The organism is Sphingosinithalassobacter sp. LHW66-3 (assembly GCF_050703275.1).
GTDB lineage: Bacteria > Pseudomonadota > Alphaproteobacteria > Sphingomonadales > Sphingomonadaceae > Sphingomonas.
This window is the reverse complement of sequence record NZ_CP193482.1, coordinates 604,573-623,415: the sequence shown is the minus strand read 5'-3', so window position 1 is coordinate 623,415 and position 18,843 is coordinate 604,573. Positions and strand designations below refer to the sequence as shown.

The window sequence follows — 18,843 nt, the reverse complement described above, 5'->3', positions numbered from 1 at the left end:
CCAAGGGCTTAGCGTAGCGGCCCGACCGTCGCGCTCAGCCCTTGTTCTGCTGACGGCGGCTCATGAAGGCCAGCCGCTCGAACAGCATCAGATCCTGCTCGTTCTTGATCAGCGCGCCGTGAAGCGGCGGGATCGCCTTGGACGGATCCTGCGACTGGAGCACGTCGAGCGGCATGTCTTCGTGCAGCAGTAGCTTCAGCCAGTCGATCAGCTCGCTCGTTGAGGGCTTCTTCTTCAGGCCCGGCACGTCGCGGATGTCGTAGAAGACGTCCATCGCCTTCTTCACCAGCAGCTTCTGGATGCCCGGGAAATGGACGTCGACGATCGCCTGCATCGTCTCGCGATCGGGGAAGCGGATATAGTGGAAGAAGCAGCGACGCAGGAACGCGTCGGGCAGCTCCTTTTCGTTGTTCGACGTGATGACCACGATCGGGCGTTCGTGCGCGCGGACTGTCTCGCCGGTCTCATAGACGTGGAATTCCATCCGATCGAGTTCCTGCAACAAATCGTTCGGAAACTCGATGTCGGCCTTGTCGATCTCGTCGATCAGCAGCACCGGCACGCGCGGCGACGTGAACGCCTCCCACAGCTTGCCCTTGCGGATATAGTTGGAAATGTCGTGCACACGCTCGTCGCCGAGCTGTCCGTCGCGCAGCCGCGCAACCGCGTCATATTCGTACAGGCCCTGATGCGCCTTGGTTGTCGACTTGACGTTCCACTCGATCAGCGGGGCGTCGACGGCCTTGGCGATCTCATGGGCCAGCACGGTCTTGCCCGTTCCCGGCTCGCCTTTGACGAGCAGCGGGCGGCGGAGCGTGACGGCGGCGTTCACCGCGACCTTCAGATCCTCGGTCGCGACATAGCTCTGGGTGCCTTCGAAGCGCATGCGGTTCCTCTCGGATGTTCGAACCGCAGGTACGGGCGCGCGCCGCCGCGCGCAACCCGGGAGAGATGGCGGCGATGGCCGCCGCTAGGCGCGGCCGCGGGCTTCCATCCGCGCTTCAAGCAACTCCCAAAGCCCGCGATGCTGGGCGAACAGCTGCTCCGCACCGAACAGGATGGCGCGCTCGATGATCGTTTCGCCGCTCAGTTCGGCGACGACGCTTGCGGTCTCTTCGATCGGCGGCAGGCGGGTCTCTGGCATCTCGAGACCGAGCCGTTCGGCCGCGGAATTGAGCACTGCACGGATCGCGGTCCAATCGAGCACAAGGGCGAGCGCGGTTCCGGTGGCGCAGCCGGCACGATCCGATTGCGACAGCATCTCGACGGCATGACGCTGGTGCAGCGCGGCGTTGTCGCTCTCCGCCTGTCCGGGCGTGCTCGGCAGGGGGCCGGCGGCCGCGACGAGCTGGACGAGCAGGGCGCGCTCGGCGGCGAAGGCCTCCGCGGCCGCTTCCAGCCAGGCGCGCTCCACTGAGTCGCGAGCGTGCGGGAGCGCATGATCGATCACGCCGGGATGCCGGCCGTGCAGCAGGCAAAGATAATGGGCAGCGTCGGCAAGGTCGCGCAGCGGTTCCATGCTCTGCCGCAGCCGCCCGACATAAGGATGGCCGGCGCTCCCGTCGGATGCGGCGAGGGCATCGAGTGCTCCCCAAATGCCTCCCTGACGCGCGATCTGGACCGAATCGAACGGCATACGCCCCCTAACTCAAAGAGTGCCGCCGCCGAATTGTCGGGGCGCTCTCCACATGAAGCACAGGGATATACCGAAGCACGTAAATAGCTGGTTTACGGGTCGTTTACCACCCGCGAACCCGGTGTCCCAGCGCGGGACGCGGGCGCGCTCCGTCCTGTCTGGCGGTGTGCGTCGAGCATCGAGCGAGGCTCCGCTCCCCCGGAGAGGAAACGGGCGGCGATGCACGTGCGCCGTAGAAATGGGCGCGCAGCAAAAAGGGCGGGAGTATCCCGCCCTTCGCCTGTCCGCCAGGCCCCTCCCGCAAGCGGAGGGGAAGGTAGCTCACTGGTCCAGAAAGCTGCGCATCTTGCGGCTGCGGCTCGGGTGCTTGAGCTTGCGCAGCGCCTTCGCCTCGATCTGGCGGATACGCTCGCGCGTGACCGAGAATTGCTGGCCGACCTCCTCGAGCGTGTGGTCGGTGTTCATGCCGATGCCGAAGCGCATGCGCAGCACGCGCTCCTCGCGCGGAGTGAGGCTGGCGAGAACGCGAGTGACCGTTTCCTTGAGGTTCGCCTGGATCGCGGCATCCACCGGAATGATCGCGTTCTTGTCCTCGATGAAGTCGCCCAGATGGCTGTCTTCCTCGTCACCGATCGGTGTTTCGAGGGAGATCGGCTCCTTGGCGATCTTCATCACCTTGCGCACCTTCTCGAGCGGCATCGACAGGCGCTCGGCCATTTCCTCCGGCGTGGGTTCGCGCCCCTGCTCGTGGAGGAACTGGCGGCTGGTGCGGACCAGCTTGTTGATCGTTTCGATCATGTGCACCGGGATACGGATCGTGCGCGCCTGATCGGCGATCGAGCGGGTGATCGCCTGGCGAATCCACCATGTCGCATAGGTGCTGAACTTGTACCCGCGCCGATACTCGAACTTGTCGACCGCCTTCATCAGGCCGATGTTGCCTTCCTGGATGAGGTCGAGGAACTGCAGCCCGCGGTTGGTGTATTTCTTGGCGATCGAGATCACGAGGCGCAGGTTCGCCTCGACCATCTCCTTCTTGGCGATCCGCGCCTCGCGCTCACCCTTCTGCACCATGTTCACGATGCGGCGGAATTCGTCGAGGCTCATGCCGGTGGCCTGGGCGATCTCGGCGACCTCGGTGCGGATGCGATCGACGGCGGCACCTTCGTTCTCGGCGAAGGCCTTCCACTTCTTGTCGATTCCCGCGACCGAGCCGAGCCAGCTCTCGTCGAGCTCGCTGCCCATGTAGGAATCGAGAAAATCCTTGCGCTTCACCTTGTGGCGCTCGGCAAGGCGCAGCATCTGGCCGCCCAGCGCTGTAAGGCGCCGGTTGAAGCTGTAGAGCTGGTCGACGAGATATTCGATCTTGGCCTGGTGGAACTGCACGCTCTCCACTTCGGCGGTAAGATCCTCGCGCAGCTTCTGATATTTGCGTTCGTCGGCCGGAGTCAGTTCGCCGCCCGCCGCCATCGCGTCGATGCGTGCCTGCTGGACCTTCGAAAATTTCTTGTAGAGCGCCGTGATGTTCGCGAACCGCTCGAGCGCCTGCGGCTTGAGCTGTTCTTCCATCTGGGCGAGGCTGAGGGTGTTGTCTTCCTCCTCCTCGTCGGAAGGCCGGCGCGCGCGGCGCTCGGTCATCGAATCCTCGTCGTCGTCGGCGGATTCCTCCTCGACGTCCTCTTCCTCCTTGAACGAGGGGCCGGCGGTCTTTTCCGAAATCTCGTTGTCGTTCGAATCCTCGTCGTCGGACAGGCTTTCGGGTGCGGGATCCTTGGAGAGCATCGCATCGAGATCGAGGATCTCGCGCAGCTGCATCGATCCTTCGTTCAGCGCCTCGGACCAGCCGATGATCGCGTTGAAGGTGATCGGCGATTCGCACAGGCCGAGGATCATCGTGTCGCGGCCGGCCTCGATCCGCTTGGCGATGGCGATCTCGCCCTCGCGGCTGAGCAGCTCGACGGCGCCCATCTCGCGCAGGTACATGCGCACCGGATCGTCGGTACGATCGACGGTTTCCTTCTTCTTCGCCGCCTCGAACGCGGGCGCGGCGTCTTCCTGGCCGTCGCCGCCGTCGACTTCGTCGGGCGTGTCGTCCTCGGGCTGTTCATCCTCGCCGGCGTCTTCATTCTCGACGACGTTGATGCCCATGTCGTTGAGCGTCGACATCACGTCCTCGATCTGCTCGGAGGACATCTGGTCCTGCGGGAGCATCTCGTTGAGCTGGTCCACCGTGATGTAGCCGCGCTTCTTGGCGCGCGCGATCAGCTTCTTGATCGAACCTTCGTTCAGGTCGATCAGCGGCGCGTCGCTTGCCTCGTTCGTGTCGGCGACGTCCGCCATGTTCGCCTTCGCCATCAATAACCCTCGAAATTCGCTATCGCCGCGCCTCGGCCCTCAGCCGTCGGCACTGCCGCCATTATACTCGTCTTTGTCCGCCTGCAGCAGATTTGCAAGCCGCGCGTCCAGCTCGTGGCGCTGGGCCCGCAGCATCTGCTGCCGAGCATAGGTCTCTTCGTCCAAACGCTCGTTCATCGCCGCCGTTGCCTCGGCAAGCGCCGCTTCCACTGCAGGCCGTGCCACCATCACGGCGATCGCCTCGTCGAGATCGGCGCGCGCCCGCGCCTCGTCCGCCACATTGGCGCGGGTGAACGAGAAGGGGAGCGTGTCGGCTCGCAGCAGGTCGGCCGCCATCTGGTCGAAACCGGACTTCGCCAATATGGTGCGTAGCCGGTCGCTATCAAGCTGCCGGTCCTCGAGCGCCACATCGACGACGGCTTCGAACAGCCGCCCGAGCGCGCCGCCGGCCAGGCGCAGCGATCCGAGCACTTCCATGTGCCGGGCGATCTCGGCGGGGTGGCGGATCAGCCCGGCAAGGATCGCCTTGGCGAGCACCGGATCGATCCCCCCGGCATGAACGCCCCGCGCAACGGCCGACAGCGGCCGCTCGGGAGGCTGCCATTTCCCGTGCCGGTCGCGAAAGCCGCGCGCCTGGCGCTGCTGACCCTGGCCGCGCGGCGCCGCGGCGAACAAAGCATCGAATCGCCTGCGAAACTCGGCGACATATTCCGAGCGCACCGTCGGCTCCTGGATCGTCTGCGCCAGCTCGGTGAGCCGCCGGCGCAGCCCCGCGCGTGCCTCGGGCGTGTCGATCGGCTCGGCGGCGAGCTCGTGCGCCCACAGCCGCTGGACGAGCGGCTCGGGCGCCGCGAGCAGCGCCTCGAAGGCGGCGGGCCCCTGCGCGCGCACCAGATCGTCGGGATCCTGCCCCTCAGGCAAGGTCACGAATGCCAGGCTGCGGCCCGGCTGGAGCCCGGGCAGCGCGCGATGCGCGGCGCGCACCGCCGCCTTCTGCCCCGCGGCATCGCCGTCGAAGCACAGCAGCGGCACCTCGACCATCCGCCAGAGCCGCTCGAGCTGATGCTCGGTCATCGCGGTGCCGAGCGGCGCCACGGCCTCGCCGAAGCCGGCCTGGGCGAGCGCGATCACGTCCATATAGCCCTCGACCGCGATCACCCGGCCCGCCTTGCGCGCGGCGGACTGGGCGCGATCGAGATTGTAGAGCGTGCGTCCCTTGTCGAAGAGCGGCGTCTCGGGCGAGTTCAGATATTTGGGCTCACCATCGCTCAGGATGCGCCCGCCGAAGGCGATGCACCGCCCGCGCGCGTCGCGGATCGGGATCATCAGCCGCCCCCGAAACCGGTCATAGGGCTCCTTGCCCTCGACCTGGATCAGCAGCCCCGCCTCGACCAGCAGCGCATCGCCATAGTCGGCGAGCGCCGCGCGCAGCTTGCCGCGCGCATCGGGCGCGAAGCCCAGGCCGAAGGCGCGCGCGGTCTCGGCGGAAATGCCGCGCCGCTCGAGCACGGCGCGCGCCTCAGCACCCTCGATCCCGTGCAGCCGCTCGGAAAACCAGGCGGCGGCGTCCTCCATCGCCTCGCGCAGCCCCTTGGCGCGGCGCTCGCGCTCGGCCGAGCGGGGATCCTGCTGCGGCATGTCGAGCCCGGCGGCGGCGGCGAGTTCCTTCACCGCGTCGATGAAGGGCAGGCCGCGCTGGTCGGTCATCCAGCGGATCGCATCGCCATGCGCGCCGCAGCCGAAGCAGTGATAGAAGCCCTTTTCGTCGTTGACGTAGAAGCTGGGGGTCTTTTCGTTGTGGAACGGGCAGCAGGCGGTCCACTCGCGCCCGGCGCGGCGCAGCTTCACCGACTTCCCCACGAGCGTGGAAAGCTGGGTGCGCGCGCGCAGCTCGTCGAGGAAGGCGGGGGAGAGGGTCATGGCTTGGTGTCCGTTGGGCTCCCCCTCCCGTGCGCGGGAGGGGGCTGGGGGGTGGGCGCCCGCGCGCCACAGCGACCAGCCGCAGCGAGGATCGCCTCCAGCACGCCGTCGATATTCCCCAAATCGCTGTTCCAGAAGCGGATCACGCGATAGCCCGCCGCTTCGATCCGCCGGGTGCGCTCTGCGTCCTCCGCCGTCCTCTCCTGATGCTGGCTCCCGTCGAGTTCGATCACGAGCTTCGCTTGGCGACAGGCGAAGTCGGCGAAATGGCCTGCAATCGGCCTCTGCCGAGTGAACTTGAGCCCGGCTAGCTGCGACCGGCGCAGTTTCGACCATAGCAGGGCTTCGGCGGCAGTCGGATCGTTGCGCAGCTCGCGCGCCCTCGCTGTCGGTCTCTCCAGCCGGTGGCGGGGGCCCACCCCCCGACCCCCTCCCGCAGGCGGGAGGGGGGGAGCCGCGGGGACGGGCGCGCGACTCACCCCAGCGCCGCCTTCACCAGCCCGCTGGCCTTGCTCATGTCGAGCGATGCGCCGTGGCGCGCCTTCAGCTCGGCCATCACGCGGCCCATGTCCTTCATGCCCTGGGCGTCGAGATCGGCCTTGATCGTCTCGATCGCGGCCTTTGTCTCTTCCTCGCTCATCTGCGCGGGAAGGAAACGTTCGATCACCGCGACTTCGCGTTCCTCGGCGGCGGCAAGTTCCTCGCGGCCGCCCTGGCGGTACATCTCGATCGACTCGCGGCGCTGCTTCACCATCTTCTGCAGCACTTCGACCACCAGCGCGTCGTCGTCGGCGGGGGCGCCGCCGGTGCGCGCCTCGATGTCGCGGTTCTTGATGGCGGCCTGGATCAGGCTGATGGCGGCGCGGCTTTCCTTGTCGCCGGCCTTCATGGCGGCGATCTGCGCGGCTTTGATGTCGTCGCGAATCATGGTCTCTCTCGATGAACGGTAAGCGGGCGACGATAGTCGGTGCCGGCGCGCGGGGGAAGCAGTTGACGGGCGCCGCGCGCGGGTCTAGCGCCCGCACCTTAGCGACATCGCCAGACCCCATAGGAGTGCCCGCCCAAAATGGCCGACGCCAATCCCTCGCACGCGCCCGCCGGAGCCACGGGCGTATTGGTATTGGCAAGCGGCGACGTGATCTGGGGGAGAGGCTTCGGCGCGCAGGGCCAGGCGGTGGGCGAAGTGTGCTTCAACACCGCGATGACCGGCTATCAGGAAGTGCTAACCGACCCGAGCTATGCCGGGCAGATCATCACCTTCACTTTCCCGCACATCGGCAATGTCGGCACCAATGCCGAGGATATCGAGGCGAACGATCCCCACGCGCTGGGCATCATCGTGCGCGAGGATGTGACCGAGCCGAGCAACTTCCGCTCGGCCGAGCGGCTCGACGCATGGATGAAGCGCCATGCGCGCATCGGACTTTCGGGGATCGACACGCGCGCGCTGACTCGCCGCATCCGCGAGGGCGGGGCGCCCAACGCCGTGATCGCGCATTCGGCGGAGGGCAAGTTCGATCTCGACCTGCTGCTCAGGATGGCGCGCGAATGGCCGGGGCTGGAGGGAATGGACCTCGCCAAGACCGTGTCGTGCGAGACGCATTACGGCTGGCAGGGCGGCATCTGGCGGCTGGGCAAGGGCTATGACGACAGCGAGTCCCCCTCCCGCTTGCGGGAGGGGCTAGGGGAGGGCGTGTCCACGGACGGCGCACCTTCCGACATGCCCTCCCCCGACCCCTCCCGCGAAGCGGGAGGGGAGAAGAGGCCCCATGTCGTCGCGATCGACTATGGCTCGAAGCGCAACATCTTCCGCAATCTCGTCGCCGCCGGCGCGCGCGTCACCGTGCTGCCCGCCACCGCGAGCTTCGACGAGGTGATGGCGCTGGAGCCCGACGGCTTCTTCCTGTCGAACGGCCCGGGCGATCCCGCCGCGACGGGCGAATATGCCGTGCCGGTGATCCGCCGGCTGCTCGAAACCGGCAAGCCGCTGTTCGGCATCTGCCTCGGCCACCAGCTGCTCGGGCTCGCGGTGGGCGCGACCACGACCAAGATGTTCCAGGGCCATCGCGGCGCGAACCATCCGGTCAAGCGGCTGAGCGACGGCGCGGTCGAGATCACCAGCATGAACCACGGCTTCGCGGTGACACGCGACAGCCTGCCCGCGAACGCGCGCGAGACGCATGTGTCGCTGTTCGACGGATCGAACGCGGGGATCGAACTGACCGACAAGCCCGCGTTCAGCGTGCAATACCACCCCGAGGCCAGCCCGGGCCCCCAGGACAGCTTCTACCTGTTCGAGCGGTTTGTGGGGATGATGATGTGAGTGGCTGGTTGCGGCTATGGTTTGTTGTGACTGCGTTATTCATTGCGTTCGCAGCTTGGTCAGCTTTCTTGACTGAGCCCCAGTCGGCAGAGCGCTTGAATTCCTGTCTCCCCGGTACTCTGCGAAGCAAAACCGATTACGGACTGTTGCGTGATCCGACTGCCGAAGAGATTTCAAAAGCGAAGCATCATCTTCTCACAGCGCTCGCCGAGCAGGGCATAGTCCCTGACGATCCTGATGATGACACCACGTATGTAGAGATGGCGCGTAACAAGCTCGCGGCTCAAGCTGAATATAAGGTCTGCGTATCTACTTCAGAACTCGTGGTGCGAGTGCTCCTCGGCGTACTTGCGGCATTGCTTCTCTACCCACTGTTTCTAGTCGGTCGCTGGGTGGCTGCCGGCTTCAAGACCGACGGAAAATTGTAATGCCCAAACGCACCGACATCTCCTCCATCCTCGTCATCGGCGCAGGTCCCATCGTGATCGGTCAGGCGTGCGAGTTCGATTATTCGGGCACGCAGGCGATCAAAGCGCTCAAGGAAGAGGGCTATCGTATCGTCCTGGTCAATTCGAATCCGGCGACGATCATGACCGATCCCGAGCTGGCCGACGCGACCTATGTCGAGCCGATCACGCCCGCGGTGGTTGCCAAGATCATCGAGAAGGAGCGGCCCGACGCGGTGCTCCCGACGATGGGCGGGCAGACTGCGCTCAACACCGCGCTGGCGCTGTTCCGCGACGGCACGCTCGACAAGTTCGGCGTGACGATGATCGGCGCCGATGCCGATGCGATCGACAAGGCCGAGGACCGCCGTCGCTTTCGCGAGGCGATGGACAAGATCGGCCTCGAAAGCGCGCGCTCGGCGGTGGCGCACAGCGTCGAGGAGGCGCTCGAGGCGCTCGAGCATACCGGGCTGCCCGCGATCATCCGCCCCAGCTTCACCCTGGGCGGCACGGGCGGAGGCGTGGCCTATAACAAGGAAGAGTTCGTCCGCATCGTCGCGGGCGGGCTCGATGCTTCGCCGACCACCGAAGTGCTGATCGAGGAATCGCTGCTCGGCTGGAAGGAATATGAGATGGAGGTCGTGCGCGATCGCAACGACAATGCCATCATCGTCTGCTCGATCGAAAATGTCGACCCGATGGGCGTCCACACCGGCGATTCGATCACCGTCGCGCCCGCGCTGACGCTCACCGACAAGGAATATCAGGTGATGCGCAATGCCAGCATCGCCTGCCTGCGCGAGATCGGCGTCGAGACCGGCGGATCGAACGTACAGTTCGCAGTGAATCCCAAGGACGGCCGGCTGATCGTCATCGAGATGAACCCGCGCGTCAGCCGCTCCTCGGCACTGGCGTCGAAGGCGACGGGCTTCCCGATCGCCAAGGTCGCGGCGAAGCTGGCGGTCGGCTACACGCTCGACGAGATCGAGAACGACATCACCGGCGCCACGCCCGCGAGCTTCGAGCCGACGATCGACTATGTCGTTACCAAGATCCCACGCTTCGCCTTCGAGAAGTTCAAGGGCGCCGAAGTGTCGCTCGGCACCGCGATGAAATCGGTGGGCGAAGTGATGGCGATCGGCCGCTCGGTCCACGAATCGCTGCAAAAGGCGCTGCGCGGACTGGAGACGGGTCTGTCGGGCTTCGACGAGGTCGAGCGGCTGGTGGGTGCGCCGCGCCCCCAGATCGAAGCGGCGCTTGCCGCCACCAGTCCCGAGAGGCTGCTGGTGGCGGCGCAGGCGCTGCGCGAGGGCTTCACCGTCACGGAAGTCAATGCGATCACCCATTACGATCCCTGGTTCCTCGAGCGGATCTCCGAGATCGTCGCCGCCGAGCGCGAAGTGCTGGCGAACGGCTTGCCCCGCGACGCTGCCGGGATGCGTCGCCTCAAGGCGATGGGCTTTTCGGATAAACGGCTCGCCTTCCTCGCGCTCCGCTCGGTCCATCTGCGCGACGGGCTGGAAAGCGCCGCGCGCGGCTCGGGCGTGGTCCACGAAGCGATCAAGGCGATGACCGGCGGCGTGACCGAGGACGAGGTGCGCGCGCTGCGCCACCGCTTGGGCGTGCGTCCCGTCTTCAAGCGGATCGACACTTGCGCTGCCGAGTTCGAGGCGAAGACGCCCTATATGTACTCGACCTACGAAGCACCCAGCTTCGGCGAACCCGAGAATGAGGCGGCGCCGAGCGAGCGGCGCAAGATCGTGATCCTGGGCGGCGGGCCGAACCGGATCGGGCAGGGGATCGAATTCGATTACTGCTGCTGCCACGCCTGTTTCGCCCTGGAGGATGCCGGCTTCGAGACGATCATGGTCAACTGCAACCCGGAGACGGTGAGCACCGATTATGACACGTCGGACCGGCTCTATTTCGAGCCGCTGACCGCCGAGGACGTGCTCGAGATCCTTGAGGTCGAACGCTCGGCCGGCGAGCTCGTCGGCGTGATCGTCCAGTTCGGCGGGCAGACGCCGCTCAACCTGGCGCGCGCGCTGGAGAAGGCGGGAATCCCGATCCTGGGCACCGCGCCCGACGCGATCGACCTGGCCGAGGACCGCGAGCGCTTCGCCGCGCTGGTGACGCGGCTGGGGCTGACCCAGCCTGACAACGGCATCGCGCGCAGCCGCGAGGAGGCAGTCGCGGTGGCCGAGCGGATCGGCTATCCGGTGCTGATGCGGCCGAGCTACGTGCTCGGCGGCCGGGCGATGGAGATCGTAGACGGCGCCCAGCAGCTCCACGACTATATCGAGACGGCGGTGCAGGTCTCGCCTGGCTCGCCGGTGCTGATCGACCAGTATCTGCGCGACGCGATCGAAGTCGATGTCGATGCGATCGCCGACGGCACCGATGTCGTGGTCGCCGGCGTGCTCCAGCACATCGAGGAAGCCGGGGTCCATTCGGGCGACAGCGCCTGCTCGATCCCGCCCTACAGTCTGCCGCCCGAGATCATCGCCGAGATCGAGCGTCAGACCGAGGCGCTGGCGCGCGCGCTTTCGGTGCGCGGGCTGATGAACATCCAGTTCGCGGTGAAGGACGGCCAGGTCTATCTGATCGAAGTGAACCCCCGCGCGAGCCGCACCGTGCCCTTCGTCGCCAAGGCGATCGGCATGCCCATCGCCAAGCTCGCCGCGCGGGTGATGGCGGGGGAGAAGCTCGCCGACCTGCCCGCGATCGACCGGAACATCGACTATATCGCGGTGAAGGAAGCGGTGTTCCCCTGGGGCCGTTTCCCGGGCGTCGATCCGGTACTCAGCCCCGAAATGAAATCGACCGGCGAAGTGATGGGAATCGATCGCGATTTCGCCACCGCCTTCGCCAAGTCGCAACTCGGCGCGGGTGTGACGCTGCCACAGTCGGGAACGCTGTTCGTCAGCGTGAAGGACAGCGACAAGCCGGTGATCCTGCCGGGCGTGCGGCTGCTCGCCGAACACGGCTTCACCATCGCCGCGACCGGCGGCACCGCCGACTATCTGGCGGAGCAGGGCGTGGCGGTGGAGCGAGTCAACAAGGTGGCGCAGGGCCGGCCGCACATCGTCGACGCGATCCAGGACGGACGGATCGCGCTGATCTTCAACACCACCGAGGGCTGGCAGTCGCTGAAGGACTCGGCGTCGATCCGCGCTTCGGCTCTGGCGAAGAAAGTGCCCTATTTCACAACCGCTCAGGCGAGCGTCGCGGCGGCGCAGGCGATCGCCGCGCTGGCGCGGCACTCCCTTGAAGTATCTCCGTTGCAGGCCTATTATTCGCGTTCGCACAATTGATCCCCCGCAACTGGCTATGCTGTGCGGACGGCTCCGGGTGGGGCCGGCTGGGGAGGGGGCGTCGGAAGGACGAAGCGTATGGCGACGGTCGAGAAGCTGCCGATGCTGGCGGAGGGCTATAGCAAGCTCACCGAGGAGCTGAAGCGCCTCAAAGCGGAACGTCCGATCATCGTTGACGCGATCGAGGAAGCGCGCGCGCACGGCGATCTTTCCGAAAACGCCGAATATCACGCGGCGAAGGAGCGTCAGGGCCAGATCGAAGCTTCGATCAACGACATCGAGGACCGGCTGAGCCGCGCGCAGGTGATCGATCCCAAGGATCTGTCGGGCGACAAGGTGGTGTTCGGCGCGACCGTCACGCTGCTCGACGAGGACGACAAGCCGGTGAAGTACCAGATCGTCGGCCAGACCGAGGCGGACGCCAAGACCGGTCGGATCAGCTACAGCTCGCCGCTGGGCCGCGCGCTGATCGGCCGCAAAGTCGATGACGAAGTGGAAGTCACCGTTCCGTCGGGCGACCGCTACTATCTGGTTTCGAAAATCGAATTCATCTGACGCGATGCCGGTACGGACGGCGACTGCGGCATTGGTGCTCGCCACATCGGCGGTGAGCCTGATCGTCGTCCTGTCCGGCGCGCTGGTCGATGCCAGCGTGATCGCCGGCTTCATTCCTGCGCGCGCGAGCGGCGTGCCGGGGTTCGAGGGTTATGGCCTGCTGCCGGTGTGGCTCACACCGCTCAGCTGCACCTTCGTGCACGCCGGCGTGCTGCACCTGGGCATGAACATGCTGATGCTGGGCTTCACCGGGCGTGAAACCGAGCGGGCCGTGGGCGTCGCGGGGCTGCTGCTGCTTTACGTTGCGGGCGCCTACAGCGCCGCGGCGGCGCAATGGCTGCTCGATCCGGATGCGCTGATCCCGATGGTGGGGGCGAGCGGCGCCGCCTCGGCGGTGATCGGCGCCTATTCGCTGCTGTTCAGCCAGCCCCGCGTGCGTGCGATCGGGCCGATTCCGGAGCGCGTCGTCCATGTGCTCTGGCTCGCCGTTGCCTGGACGATCGTCAACCTGCTGATGTGGTGGGCGCTGCTCGGCGGCGGGCTGCAGATCGCCGCCGCTGCGCATATCGGCGGCTTCATCGCCGGGCTGCTGCTCGCGCGACCGCTGTTGCTGCTGCGCTGGCGCAGGGCCTGACCGGGCCGAACGCCGCAGCGCCGGCCCGGTCGAGGTGCCGAGCGGTTCAGTGTTCCGGATCGTCCAGCGGAACGTCCGGCTCGAGCAGGCGGTGGAGATGCACGACGACATATTTCATCTCGGCATCGTCCACGGTCCGCTGCGCGGCGGCGCGCCACGCCTTTTCCGCGCTTGCATAGTCGGGGAATACGCCGACGACGTCGATCGTCGCCAGATCGTTGAAGTCGAGGGTGCGCGGATCGGCCACACGGCCGCCGAACACGAGGTGCAGCTTGCTCAAATTTTCCTCCCGGGGAGCGGACGGCCCATGCCTGTAGCGCCTGCGCCGCCACGCTCAACCCCGGAGGAACCCGAAGCGGGGATCACTGCGACTGGCTGACCCGCTCGCGGGCGGCACCGAGAGCGCTCTCGAGCACGTTGCTGGCGCGCGACTTCGCCTGTTCGCCGCTCGGGAGCAGCTGGTCGAGCTCCTGCTTGCCTGCGTCGCGCGCCGCCACTGCGGCCGCGGTGGCACCCTCGGCGAGGCGCTTGCCCAGCGGATCGAGCAGTTCGCGCTCGCGCGGATGGCGGGGCAGCAGCACGCCGACGAGCACCCCGAGCGCGATGCCGCCGGCAAGCAGCGCCAGCGGATTGTCGCCTACCGTCTCGGCGGTCTGGCGGGCGCGGTTGCGCGTGGTTTCGGCAGTGCGCCGTGCGCGGTCCCGCGTTGCCTCATAGGCGTGGCTCGCCGATTCGCGCGCCGAGTCGAGACGACTCGAGCGGCCACCGGAGTTTTCGGCTGTGGTTGCGTCGGTCATAATTGGATTCCTTCTTTCGCGTGCGGTCTAACTCGGTGCGGAGCGGTCGGTTGCACGGCGGGAAGCGGTGCCGGCCGCGTCTCGACGGTTTCCATCGGCACAGCCGCCTTGCGGGCCCGGCGCTCGGCCAGTTTCCGGCCGATCCACCCGCGCGCCAGGAACATGCCGACCGCGCCGACCACGGAGGCGGTGACGATCGGCTTTGCTCTGGCGGCATCGACTCCCTTGCGTGCTGCCGATGCGGCGCCGTCCGCGGCGCTTCCCACTGCGTCGTGCGCGATCGTTCCCGGCTTCAGCCGATACTTCGCGTCGGCGATGCTCTGGTTCAGGCGGATGCGGGCAAGGTGCGTCCGTTCCGCTGCCGCTTTCACGTCTCTCTCGGTCGCGGTCATCGCTTGCTCCCCGGCTGCGCCCGAAAGGCGTGGCGGAACCGGTCGATCGCCGCGCGGGCCAGCAGCGCGATCACCGCGGCGGTCAGCAGGACCACCGCCAGCGTGGCCAGCCCCGGGCCGATCAGCGTCGCCAGCGTGAGGATTAGTCCCACCAGCAGCGCGCAGACCAGGCCCAGGCCGAGCACAGCCGCCGCCACGCCGGCAATCAGGCCGGTGACTGCGTCGTTCTTCCGCGCCGCGGCAAGCGTCTTGTAATAATCGACTTCAGCGCGGCCATATTCCTTCGCGTCGGCGATCAGCCGCGTGAGGACCTGGCCGATGCTCGGGTCTTCCGGATCGTGCAACGCCATGCTCGCGATCCGATCAGCCGTTGGCGGTCGTGTCGGTGGCGTCCGACGACGCTTCGACGCCGGACTTGATCAGCCGGGCGAATGCGAAGCCGAGGACGGCCGCGGTGCCGATCGCGATCGCCGGGCTCTTGCGCACGAATTCGCTCGCGTCCTGGAGCAGGTCGTCGACTTCGCGGCTGCGCAGCGTATCGGCGAAGCTCTGAACGCTGCTCGCGGCCGAGCGGGCATATTTGCCATATTGCGGGCCCAGCCGCTCGTCCACGTCGCCCGCCGCGTCGCCCATCATGCGCGACAGCTCGTCGAGCGCGCCCGTCGCGCGTTCCTTGCCCTGGCCGGCATAGCCGCGGGCGCGTTCCGCCGCCTGGCTGCCCAGCTTCGAGGCTTCCTCGCGGATCTTGTCTCTGGTTCCGCTGCCGCTTGCGCTGGACGATCCGCCTTCGTTGCCGCCGGCGGCGTCGCTCGCAGTGCCGGTTGTCTTCATCGGCGCTTCGGTCGTCATCGTCGCGCCGGTTCCGGGAGTTGCGTTCGGCGCACCGCCGGAGGTTGCGCCGGGAGTCGTGTTGTCCACCATCGCTTGAGGCCCTTTCTTGCGTTTCCAATGACAACAACAGCGCGGGCGCCTTGTTCCACGCCGCCGAGATTGCCCGACGAGCGCGAAGCCGATACAGGCTCGGCCGCGCCATCTCCGGCCTGTTCGCCATCCCTTAAGGAGACCGTTACGTGACCGCAATAATCGACCTCCACGCACGCCAGATCCTCGACAGTCGCGGCAATCCCACGGTCGAGGTGGATGTCCTGCTGGAGGACGGCAGCTTCGGCCGCGCGGCGGTTCCCTCGGGAGCCTCCACCGGCGCACACGAAGCGGTCGAGAAGCGCGACGGCGACAAGAGCCGCTGGATGGGCAAGGGCGTCGAGGCGGCGGTCGAGGCAGTCAATCAGGACATCGCCGAGGCGGTGCTCGGGATGGACGCCGAGGATCAGGCCGATCTCGACACGGCGATGATCGAGTTGGACGGCACCGCGAACAAGGGGCGGCTCGGCGCCAATGCCATTCTCGGCGTCAGCCTCGCGGTGGCCAAGGCGGCGGCGGAGGCGCGCGGACTGCCGCTCTATCGCTATGTCGGCGGCGTCGGCGCGCATCTATTGCCGGTGCCGATGATGAACATCGTGAACGGCGGCGAACATGCCGACAATCCGATCGACATCCAGGAATTCATGGTGATGCCCGTCGGCGCCGAGAATATCGTCGAGGCGGTCCGCTGCGGCTCGGAGATCTTCCACACGCTCAAGAAGAAGCTCGCCGAGAAGGGCCTCGCCACTTCGGTCGGCGACGAGGGCGGCTTCGCGCCGGCGCTTGCCTCGACCACCGACGCGCTCGACTTCATCATGGCTTCGATCGAAGCGGCCGGCTACACGCCCGGCGACGATGTGATGCTCGCGCTCGATTGCGCCGCGACCGAATATTTCAAGGACGGCCGCTATGTGATGGAAGGCGAGGGCCGGACGATGACTCCCGCCGAGAACGCCGAATTCCTTGCCGATCTCGTCGCCCGCTACCCGATCCTGTCGATCGAGGACGGGATGAGCGAGGATGATTTCGAAGGCTGGAAGCTGCTGACCGACAAGCTCGGCGGCAAGGTGCAGCTCGTCGGCGACGACCTGTTCGTCACCAATCCGGCCCGTCTCGCCGACGGGATCGGCCGCGGGCTCGCCAATTCGTTGCTGGTGAAGGTCAACCAGATCGGCACGCTCACCGAAACTCTTGAGGCGGTGAACCTCGCACAGCGCTCGCGCTACACGGCAGTGATGTCGCATCGTTCGGGCGAGACCGAGGACGCGACGATCGCCGACCTCGCCGTCGCCACCAACTGCGGACAGATCAAGACCGGCAGCCTCGCGCGCTCGGATCGGCTCGCCAAGTACAACCAGCTGATCCGCATCGAGGAGGAACTGGGCGACGCGGCCCGCTATGCCGGGCGGCAGGTGCTGAAATAGGCTTCCGGACAACTACGGCTTGAAGCTGCAGGGAAATTAAGCGACTATTAGGCATGTCGCGCCGGTCGCCCCTGCAGTCGATCCTCCGTCGCGCCGGGCTTCCCGCCGCGGCGCTGATCGCGATGGCCTTCTTCGGCTATTATGCGGTGCTCGGCCCCAATGGCGCGCTTGCGCATCATGAGGTGCAGGAGGAACTCGCCGAGCGGACCGAGCAGTACCAGGCGCTCGACAAGCAGCGGGCGCAGTTGCGCAATCGAGTCGAGCTGCTCGATTCGGAGCGGGGCGCCGACCCCGATCTGGTCGAGGAACTGGCGCGCAAGCAGCTCAACGTCGCGCGTCCCGACGAGATCATCATCCCGCTCGACTGACGGCGCAGGCACGAAACCGCACGACAGGGGAGAGCGGATGCGGAAGATCGGAACGGCTTTCATCGCGCTGGCGCCGCTGTTGCTCGGTTCCGCCGCATGTCCGGCCCGCGAGCAGGCCGCCGCCGTCGAGGAACAGCCCGTCACGCCGGGTCCGGCCGCCGCATCGGCCCTGTGCAAGCCGGTGGAGCAGGTGATCTTCGAATGCGGGCTCGGCGAGCGGACGGTCGCGATCTGCGCCGGTGGCTCGGGTGAGACCCGCTATGTCCAATATCGCTACGGCACCGCCGACGCGCTCGAGCTGCAGCACCCGGCGCAGCCGTTCGGATCGGGCACGCTCGCCTGGTCCAGCACGCCCTATTCGGGCGGCGGCGAGGCACAGATCAGCTTCGACAACGGCGCCTACACCTACGTCGTCTACAGCCGGACGGTGCGCACGGGTTTCGGGGAGGGCGGGAACGCGCCCGAATTCTCGGCGGGGCTGTTCGTCCAGCGCGACGGACGGACGATCTCGCGCAAGAGCTGCACCGATCCCGCGGCCGCCGAGGTCGACATCGCCGCGGCGCAGGAGCTGCTGCCGCCCGGCGCGTTCCGCTACGACGACTGAGGCGGGGACCACCGCTTCGCCGCGCGGGGACGTTGCGCAGCGGGGCGGAACGCGCCTATAGGCTCGGGCTTTCTTCCTCCCCAAGGAACGAGGATTTCCCGATCGTGGCCAAAGCACCGGCAACCCGCCGCAAGAGCGAACCCGCACCGTCCAATCGCGAGCGGCCGAACGAGCCGGAACGGTACAAGGCCTCGAAGGACGAGCTGCTCGAATTCTATCGCCAGATGCTGCTCATCCGCCGGTTCGAGGAAAAGGCCGGCCAGCTCTACGGTCTCGGCCTGATCGGCGGTTTCTGCCATCTCTACATCGGCCAGGAAGCGGTTGCCGTCGGCCTGCAGTCCGCGCTCGACGGCGACAAGGACAGCGTGATCACCGGCTATCGCGATCATGGCCACATGCTCGCTTATGGCATCGATCCCAAGGAGATCATGGCCGAGCTGACTGGCCGCGCTGCTGGTATCTCGAAGGGCAAGGGCGGGTCGATGCACATGTTCTCGACCGAGAAGAAGTTCTACGGCGGCCACGGTATCGTCGGCGCGCAGGTCGCGCTCGGCACGGGCCTCGCCTTTGCGCACAAGTACAATCAGGACGGCGGCGTCACGCTCGCCTATTTCGGCGACGGCGCGGCGAACCAGGGGCAGGTGTACGAGGCCTTCAACATGGCCGAGCTGTGGAAGCTGCCGATCGTCTTCGTGATCGAGAACAACCAATATGCGATGGGCACCAGCGTGAATCGCTCATCGGCCGAGGATCAGCTCTACAAGCGGGGCGAGAGCTTCCGCATTCCCGGCATCCAGGTCGACGGGATGGACGTGCTCGCCGCGCGTGGCGCCGCCGAGACTGCGCTCGAATGGGTCCGCGCCGGCAAGGGGCCGGTGATCCTCGAGATGAAGACCTATCGCTATCGCGGCCATTCGATGTCGGACCCGGCCAAATATCGCAGCCGCGAGGAAGTCCAGTCGATGCGCGACAAGTCCGACCCGATCGAGCACGCCAAGCGCGAGCTGGCCGAGCTGGGCGTCGAGGAAGGCGCGTTGAAGGAGATCGAGAAGGAGATCCGCAAGATCGTCAACGAATCCGCCGATTTCGCGGAATCGACGCCCGAGCCCGACGCGGCCGAGCTCTATACCGACGTTCTGGTGGAGTCCTACTGA

20 protein-coding genes are annotated in these 18,843 nt (G+C 66.8%); 9 read left to right on the top strand and 11 right to left on the bottom strand.

From position 1 onward, the window contains the following. Positions 1 to 34: 34 nt before the first annotated feature. From ACQ450_RS02920 to ACQ450_RS02895, 6 genes are all read right to left on the bottom strand, one after another. Entirely contained in the window at positions 35 to 886 is an 852-nt protein-coding gene (locus ACQ450_RS02920; RefSeq protein WP_188055035.1) for an AAA family ATPase, read from the bottom strand. 84 nt (positions 887 to 970) lie between these two features. Beyond that, on the bottom strand, positions 971 to 1,636 hold the full coding sequence (locus ACQ450_RS02915; protein WP_431470440.1) for a DUF6975 family protein: 666 nt from the start codon (positions 1,634 to 1,636) through the stop codon (positions 971 to 973). A 321-nt stretch (positions 1,637 to 1,957) separates the two neighbouring features. Next, the gene (gene rpoD, locus ACQ450_RS02910; RefSeq protein WP_431470439.1) at positions 1,958 to 3,991 is read right to left on the bottom strand and encodes an RNA polymerase sigma factor RpoD; all 2,034 of its coding nucleotides are present in this window, start codon (positions 3,989 to 3,991) and stop codon (positions 1,958 to 1,960) included. A gap of 39 nt (positions 3,992 to 4,030) precedes the next feature. Then, entirely contained in the window at positions 4,031 to 5,911 is a 1,881-nt protein-coding gene (dnaG, locus tag ACQ450_RS02905) for a DNA primase (RefSeq protein ID WP_431470438.1), read from the bottom strand. Next, the gene (locus ACQ450_RS02900) at positions 5,908 to 6,330 is read right to left on the bottom strand and encodes an endonuclease domain-containing protein (protein WP_431470437.1); all 423 of its coding nucleotides are present in this window, start codon (positions 6,328 to 6,330) and stop codon (positions 5,908 to 5,910) included. Before ACQ450_RS02900 ends, dnaG begins: the two co-directional genes overlap by 4 nt. A 56-nt stretch (positions 6,331 to 6,386) precedes the next feature. Beyond that, positions 6,387 to 6,839 (bottom strand): GatB/YqeY domain-containing protein, encoded by a 453-nt coding sequence (locus ACQ450_RS02895; RefSeq protein ID WP_431470436.1) that lies wholly within the window; start codon positions 6,837 to 6,839, stop codon positions 6,387 to 6,389. Between the two features lie 138 nt (positions 6,840 to 6,977). Between ACQ450_RS02895 and carA the strand changes: the two genes are divergently transcribed. From carA to ACQ450_RS02870, 5 genes are all read left to right on the top strand, one after another. Further along, entirely contained in the window at positions 6,978 to 8,234 is a 1,257-nt protein-coding gene (gene carA, locus ACQ450_RS02890) for a glutamine-hydrolyzing carbamoyl-phosphate synthase small subunit (protein ID WP_431470435.1), read from the top strand. 146 nt (positions 8,235 to 8,380) lie between these two features. Then, a complete protein-coding gene (locus ACQ450_RS02885; RefSeq protein WP_431470434.1) occupies positions 8,381 to 8,662 on the top strand; it encodes a hypothetical protein in 282 nt (93 codons plus the stop codon). Next, positions 8,662 to 11,994 carry a carbamoyl-phosphate synthase large subunit gene (carB, locus tag ACQ450_RS02880; protein ID WP_431470433.1) on the top strand — a complete coding sequence of 1,111 codons (3,333 nt, stop codon included), beginning with the start codon at positions 8,662 to 8,664 and terminating at the stop codon, positions 11,992 to 11,994. The genes ACQ450_RS02885 and carB overlap by 1 nt, the downstream gene beginning before the upstream one ends. Positions 11,995 to 12,072: 78 nt before the next feature. Further along, positions 12,073 to 12,549, top strand: a complete 477-nt coding sequence (greA, locus tag ACQ450_RS02875) for a transcription elongation factor GreA (protein ID WP_188055026.1) — start codon at positions 12,073 to 12,075, stop codon at positions 12,547 to 12,549. A 4-nt stretch (positions 12,550 to 12,553) separates the two neighbouring features. Beyond that, positions 12,554 to 13,183, top strand: a complete 630-nt coding sequence (locus tag ACQ450_RS02870; protein ID WP_431470432.1) for a rhomboid family intramembrane serine protease — start codon at positions 12,554 to 12,556, stop codon at positions 13,181 to 13,183. Positions 13,184 to 13,229: 46 nt separating this feature from the next. Here the strand turns inward: ACQ450_RS02870 and ACQ450_RS02865 are convergent, their stop codons facing one another. The 5 genes from ACQ450_RS02865 to ACQ450_RS02845 form a co-directional block, all read right to left on the bottom strand. Continuing rightward, a complete protein-coding gene (locus tag ACQ450_RS02865; RefSeq protein ID WP_431470431.1) occupies positions 13,230 to 13,463 on the bottom strand; it encodes a DUF4170 domain-containing protein in 234 nt (77 codons plus the stop codon). An 82-nt stretch (positions 13,464 to 13,545) separates the two neighbouring features. Then, a complete protein-coding gene (locus ACQ450_RS02860) occupies positions 13,546 to 13,980 on the bottom strand; it encodes a hypothetical protein (RefSeq protein ID WP_431470430.1) in 435 nt (144 codons plus the stop codon). Continuing rightward, positions 13,977 to 14,372 carry a hypothetical protein gene (locus tag ACQ450_RS02855; protein ID WP_431470429.1) on the bottom strand — a complete coding sequence of 132 codons (396 nt, stop codon included), beginning with the start codon at positions 14,370 to 14,372 and terminating at the stop codon, positions 13,977 to 13,979. The genes ACQ450_RS02860 and ACQ450_RS02855 overlap by 4 nt, the downstream gene beginning before the upstream one ends. After that, positions 14,369 to 14,722, bottom strand: coding sequence for a phage holin family protein (locus ACQ450_RS02850; protein ID WP_431470428.1), 354 nt, complete (start codon positions 14,720 to 14,722; stop codon positions 14,369 to 14,371). The genes ACQ450_RS02855 and ACQ450_RS02850 overlap by 4 nt, the downstream gene beginning before the upstream one ends. Positions 14,723 to 14,735: 13 nt before the next feature. Then, positions 14,736 to 15,293 (bottom strand): hypothetical protein, encoded by a 558-nt coding sequence (locus tag ACQ450_RS02845; RefSeq protein WP_431470427.1) that lies wholly within the window; start codon positions 15,291 to 15,293, stop codon positions 14,736 to 14,738. A 149-nt stretch (positions 15,294 to 15,442) separates the two neighbouring features. Here ACQ450_RS02845 and eno point away from each other — a divergent pair, with 149 nt between their 5' ends. The 4 genes from eno (at position 15,443) to pdhA (ending at position 18,843) form a co-directional block, all read left to right on the top strand. After that, the gene (eno, locus tag ACQ450_RS02840; protein ID WP_431470426.1) at positions 15,443 to 16,717 is read left to right on the top strand and encodes a phosphopyruvate hydratase; all 1,275 of its coding nucleotides are present in this window, start codon (positions 15,443 to 15,445) and stop codon (positions 16,715 to 16,717) included. A gap of 53 nt (positions 16,718 to 16,770) precedes the next feature. Further along, positions 16,771 to 17,085, top strand: a complete 315-nt coding sequence (locus tag ACQ450_RS02835) for an FtsB family cell division protein (RefSeq protein ID WP_188055018.1) — start codon at positions 16,771 to 16,773, stop codon at positions 17,083 to 17,085. A gap of 37 nt (positions 17,086 to 17,122) precedes the next feature. Further along, positions 17,123 to 17,689 carry a hypothetical protein gene (locus tag ACQ450_RS02830; RefSeq protein ID WP_431470425.1) on the top strand — a complete coding sequence of 189 codons (567 nt, stop codon included), beginning with the start codon at positions 17,123 to 17,125 and terminating at the stop codon, positions 17,687 to 17,689. 104 nt (positions 17,690 to 17,793) lie between these two features. Next, positions 17,794 to 18,843 (top strand): pyruvate dehydrogenase (acetyl-transferring) E1 component subunit alpha, encoded by a 1,050-nt coding sequence (pdhA, locus tag ACQ450_RS02825; protein ID WP_431470424.1) that lies wholly within the window; start codon positions 17,794 to 17,796, stop codon positions 18,841 to 18,843.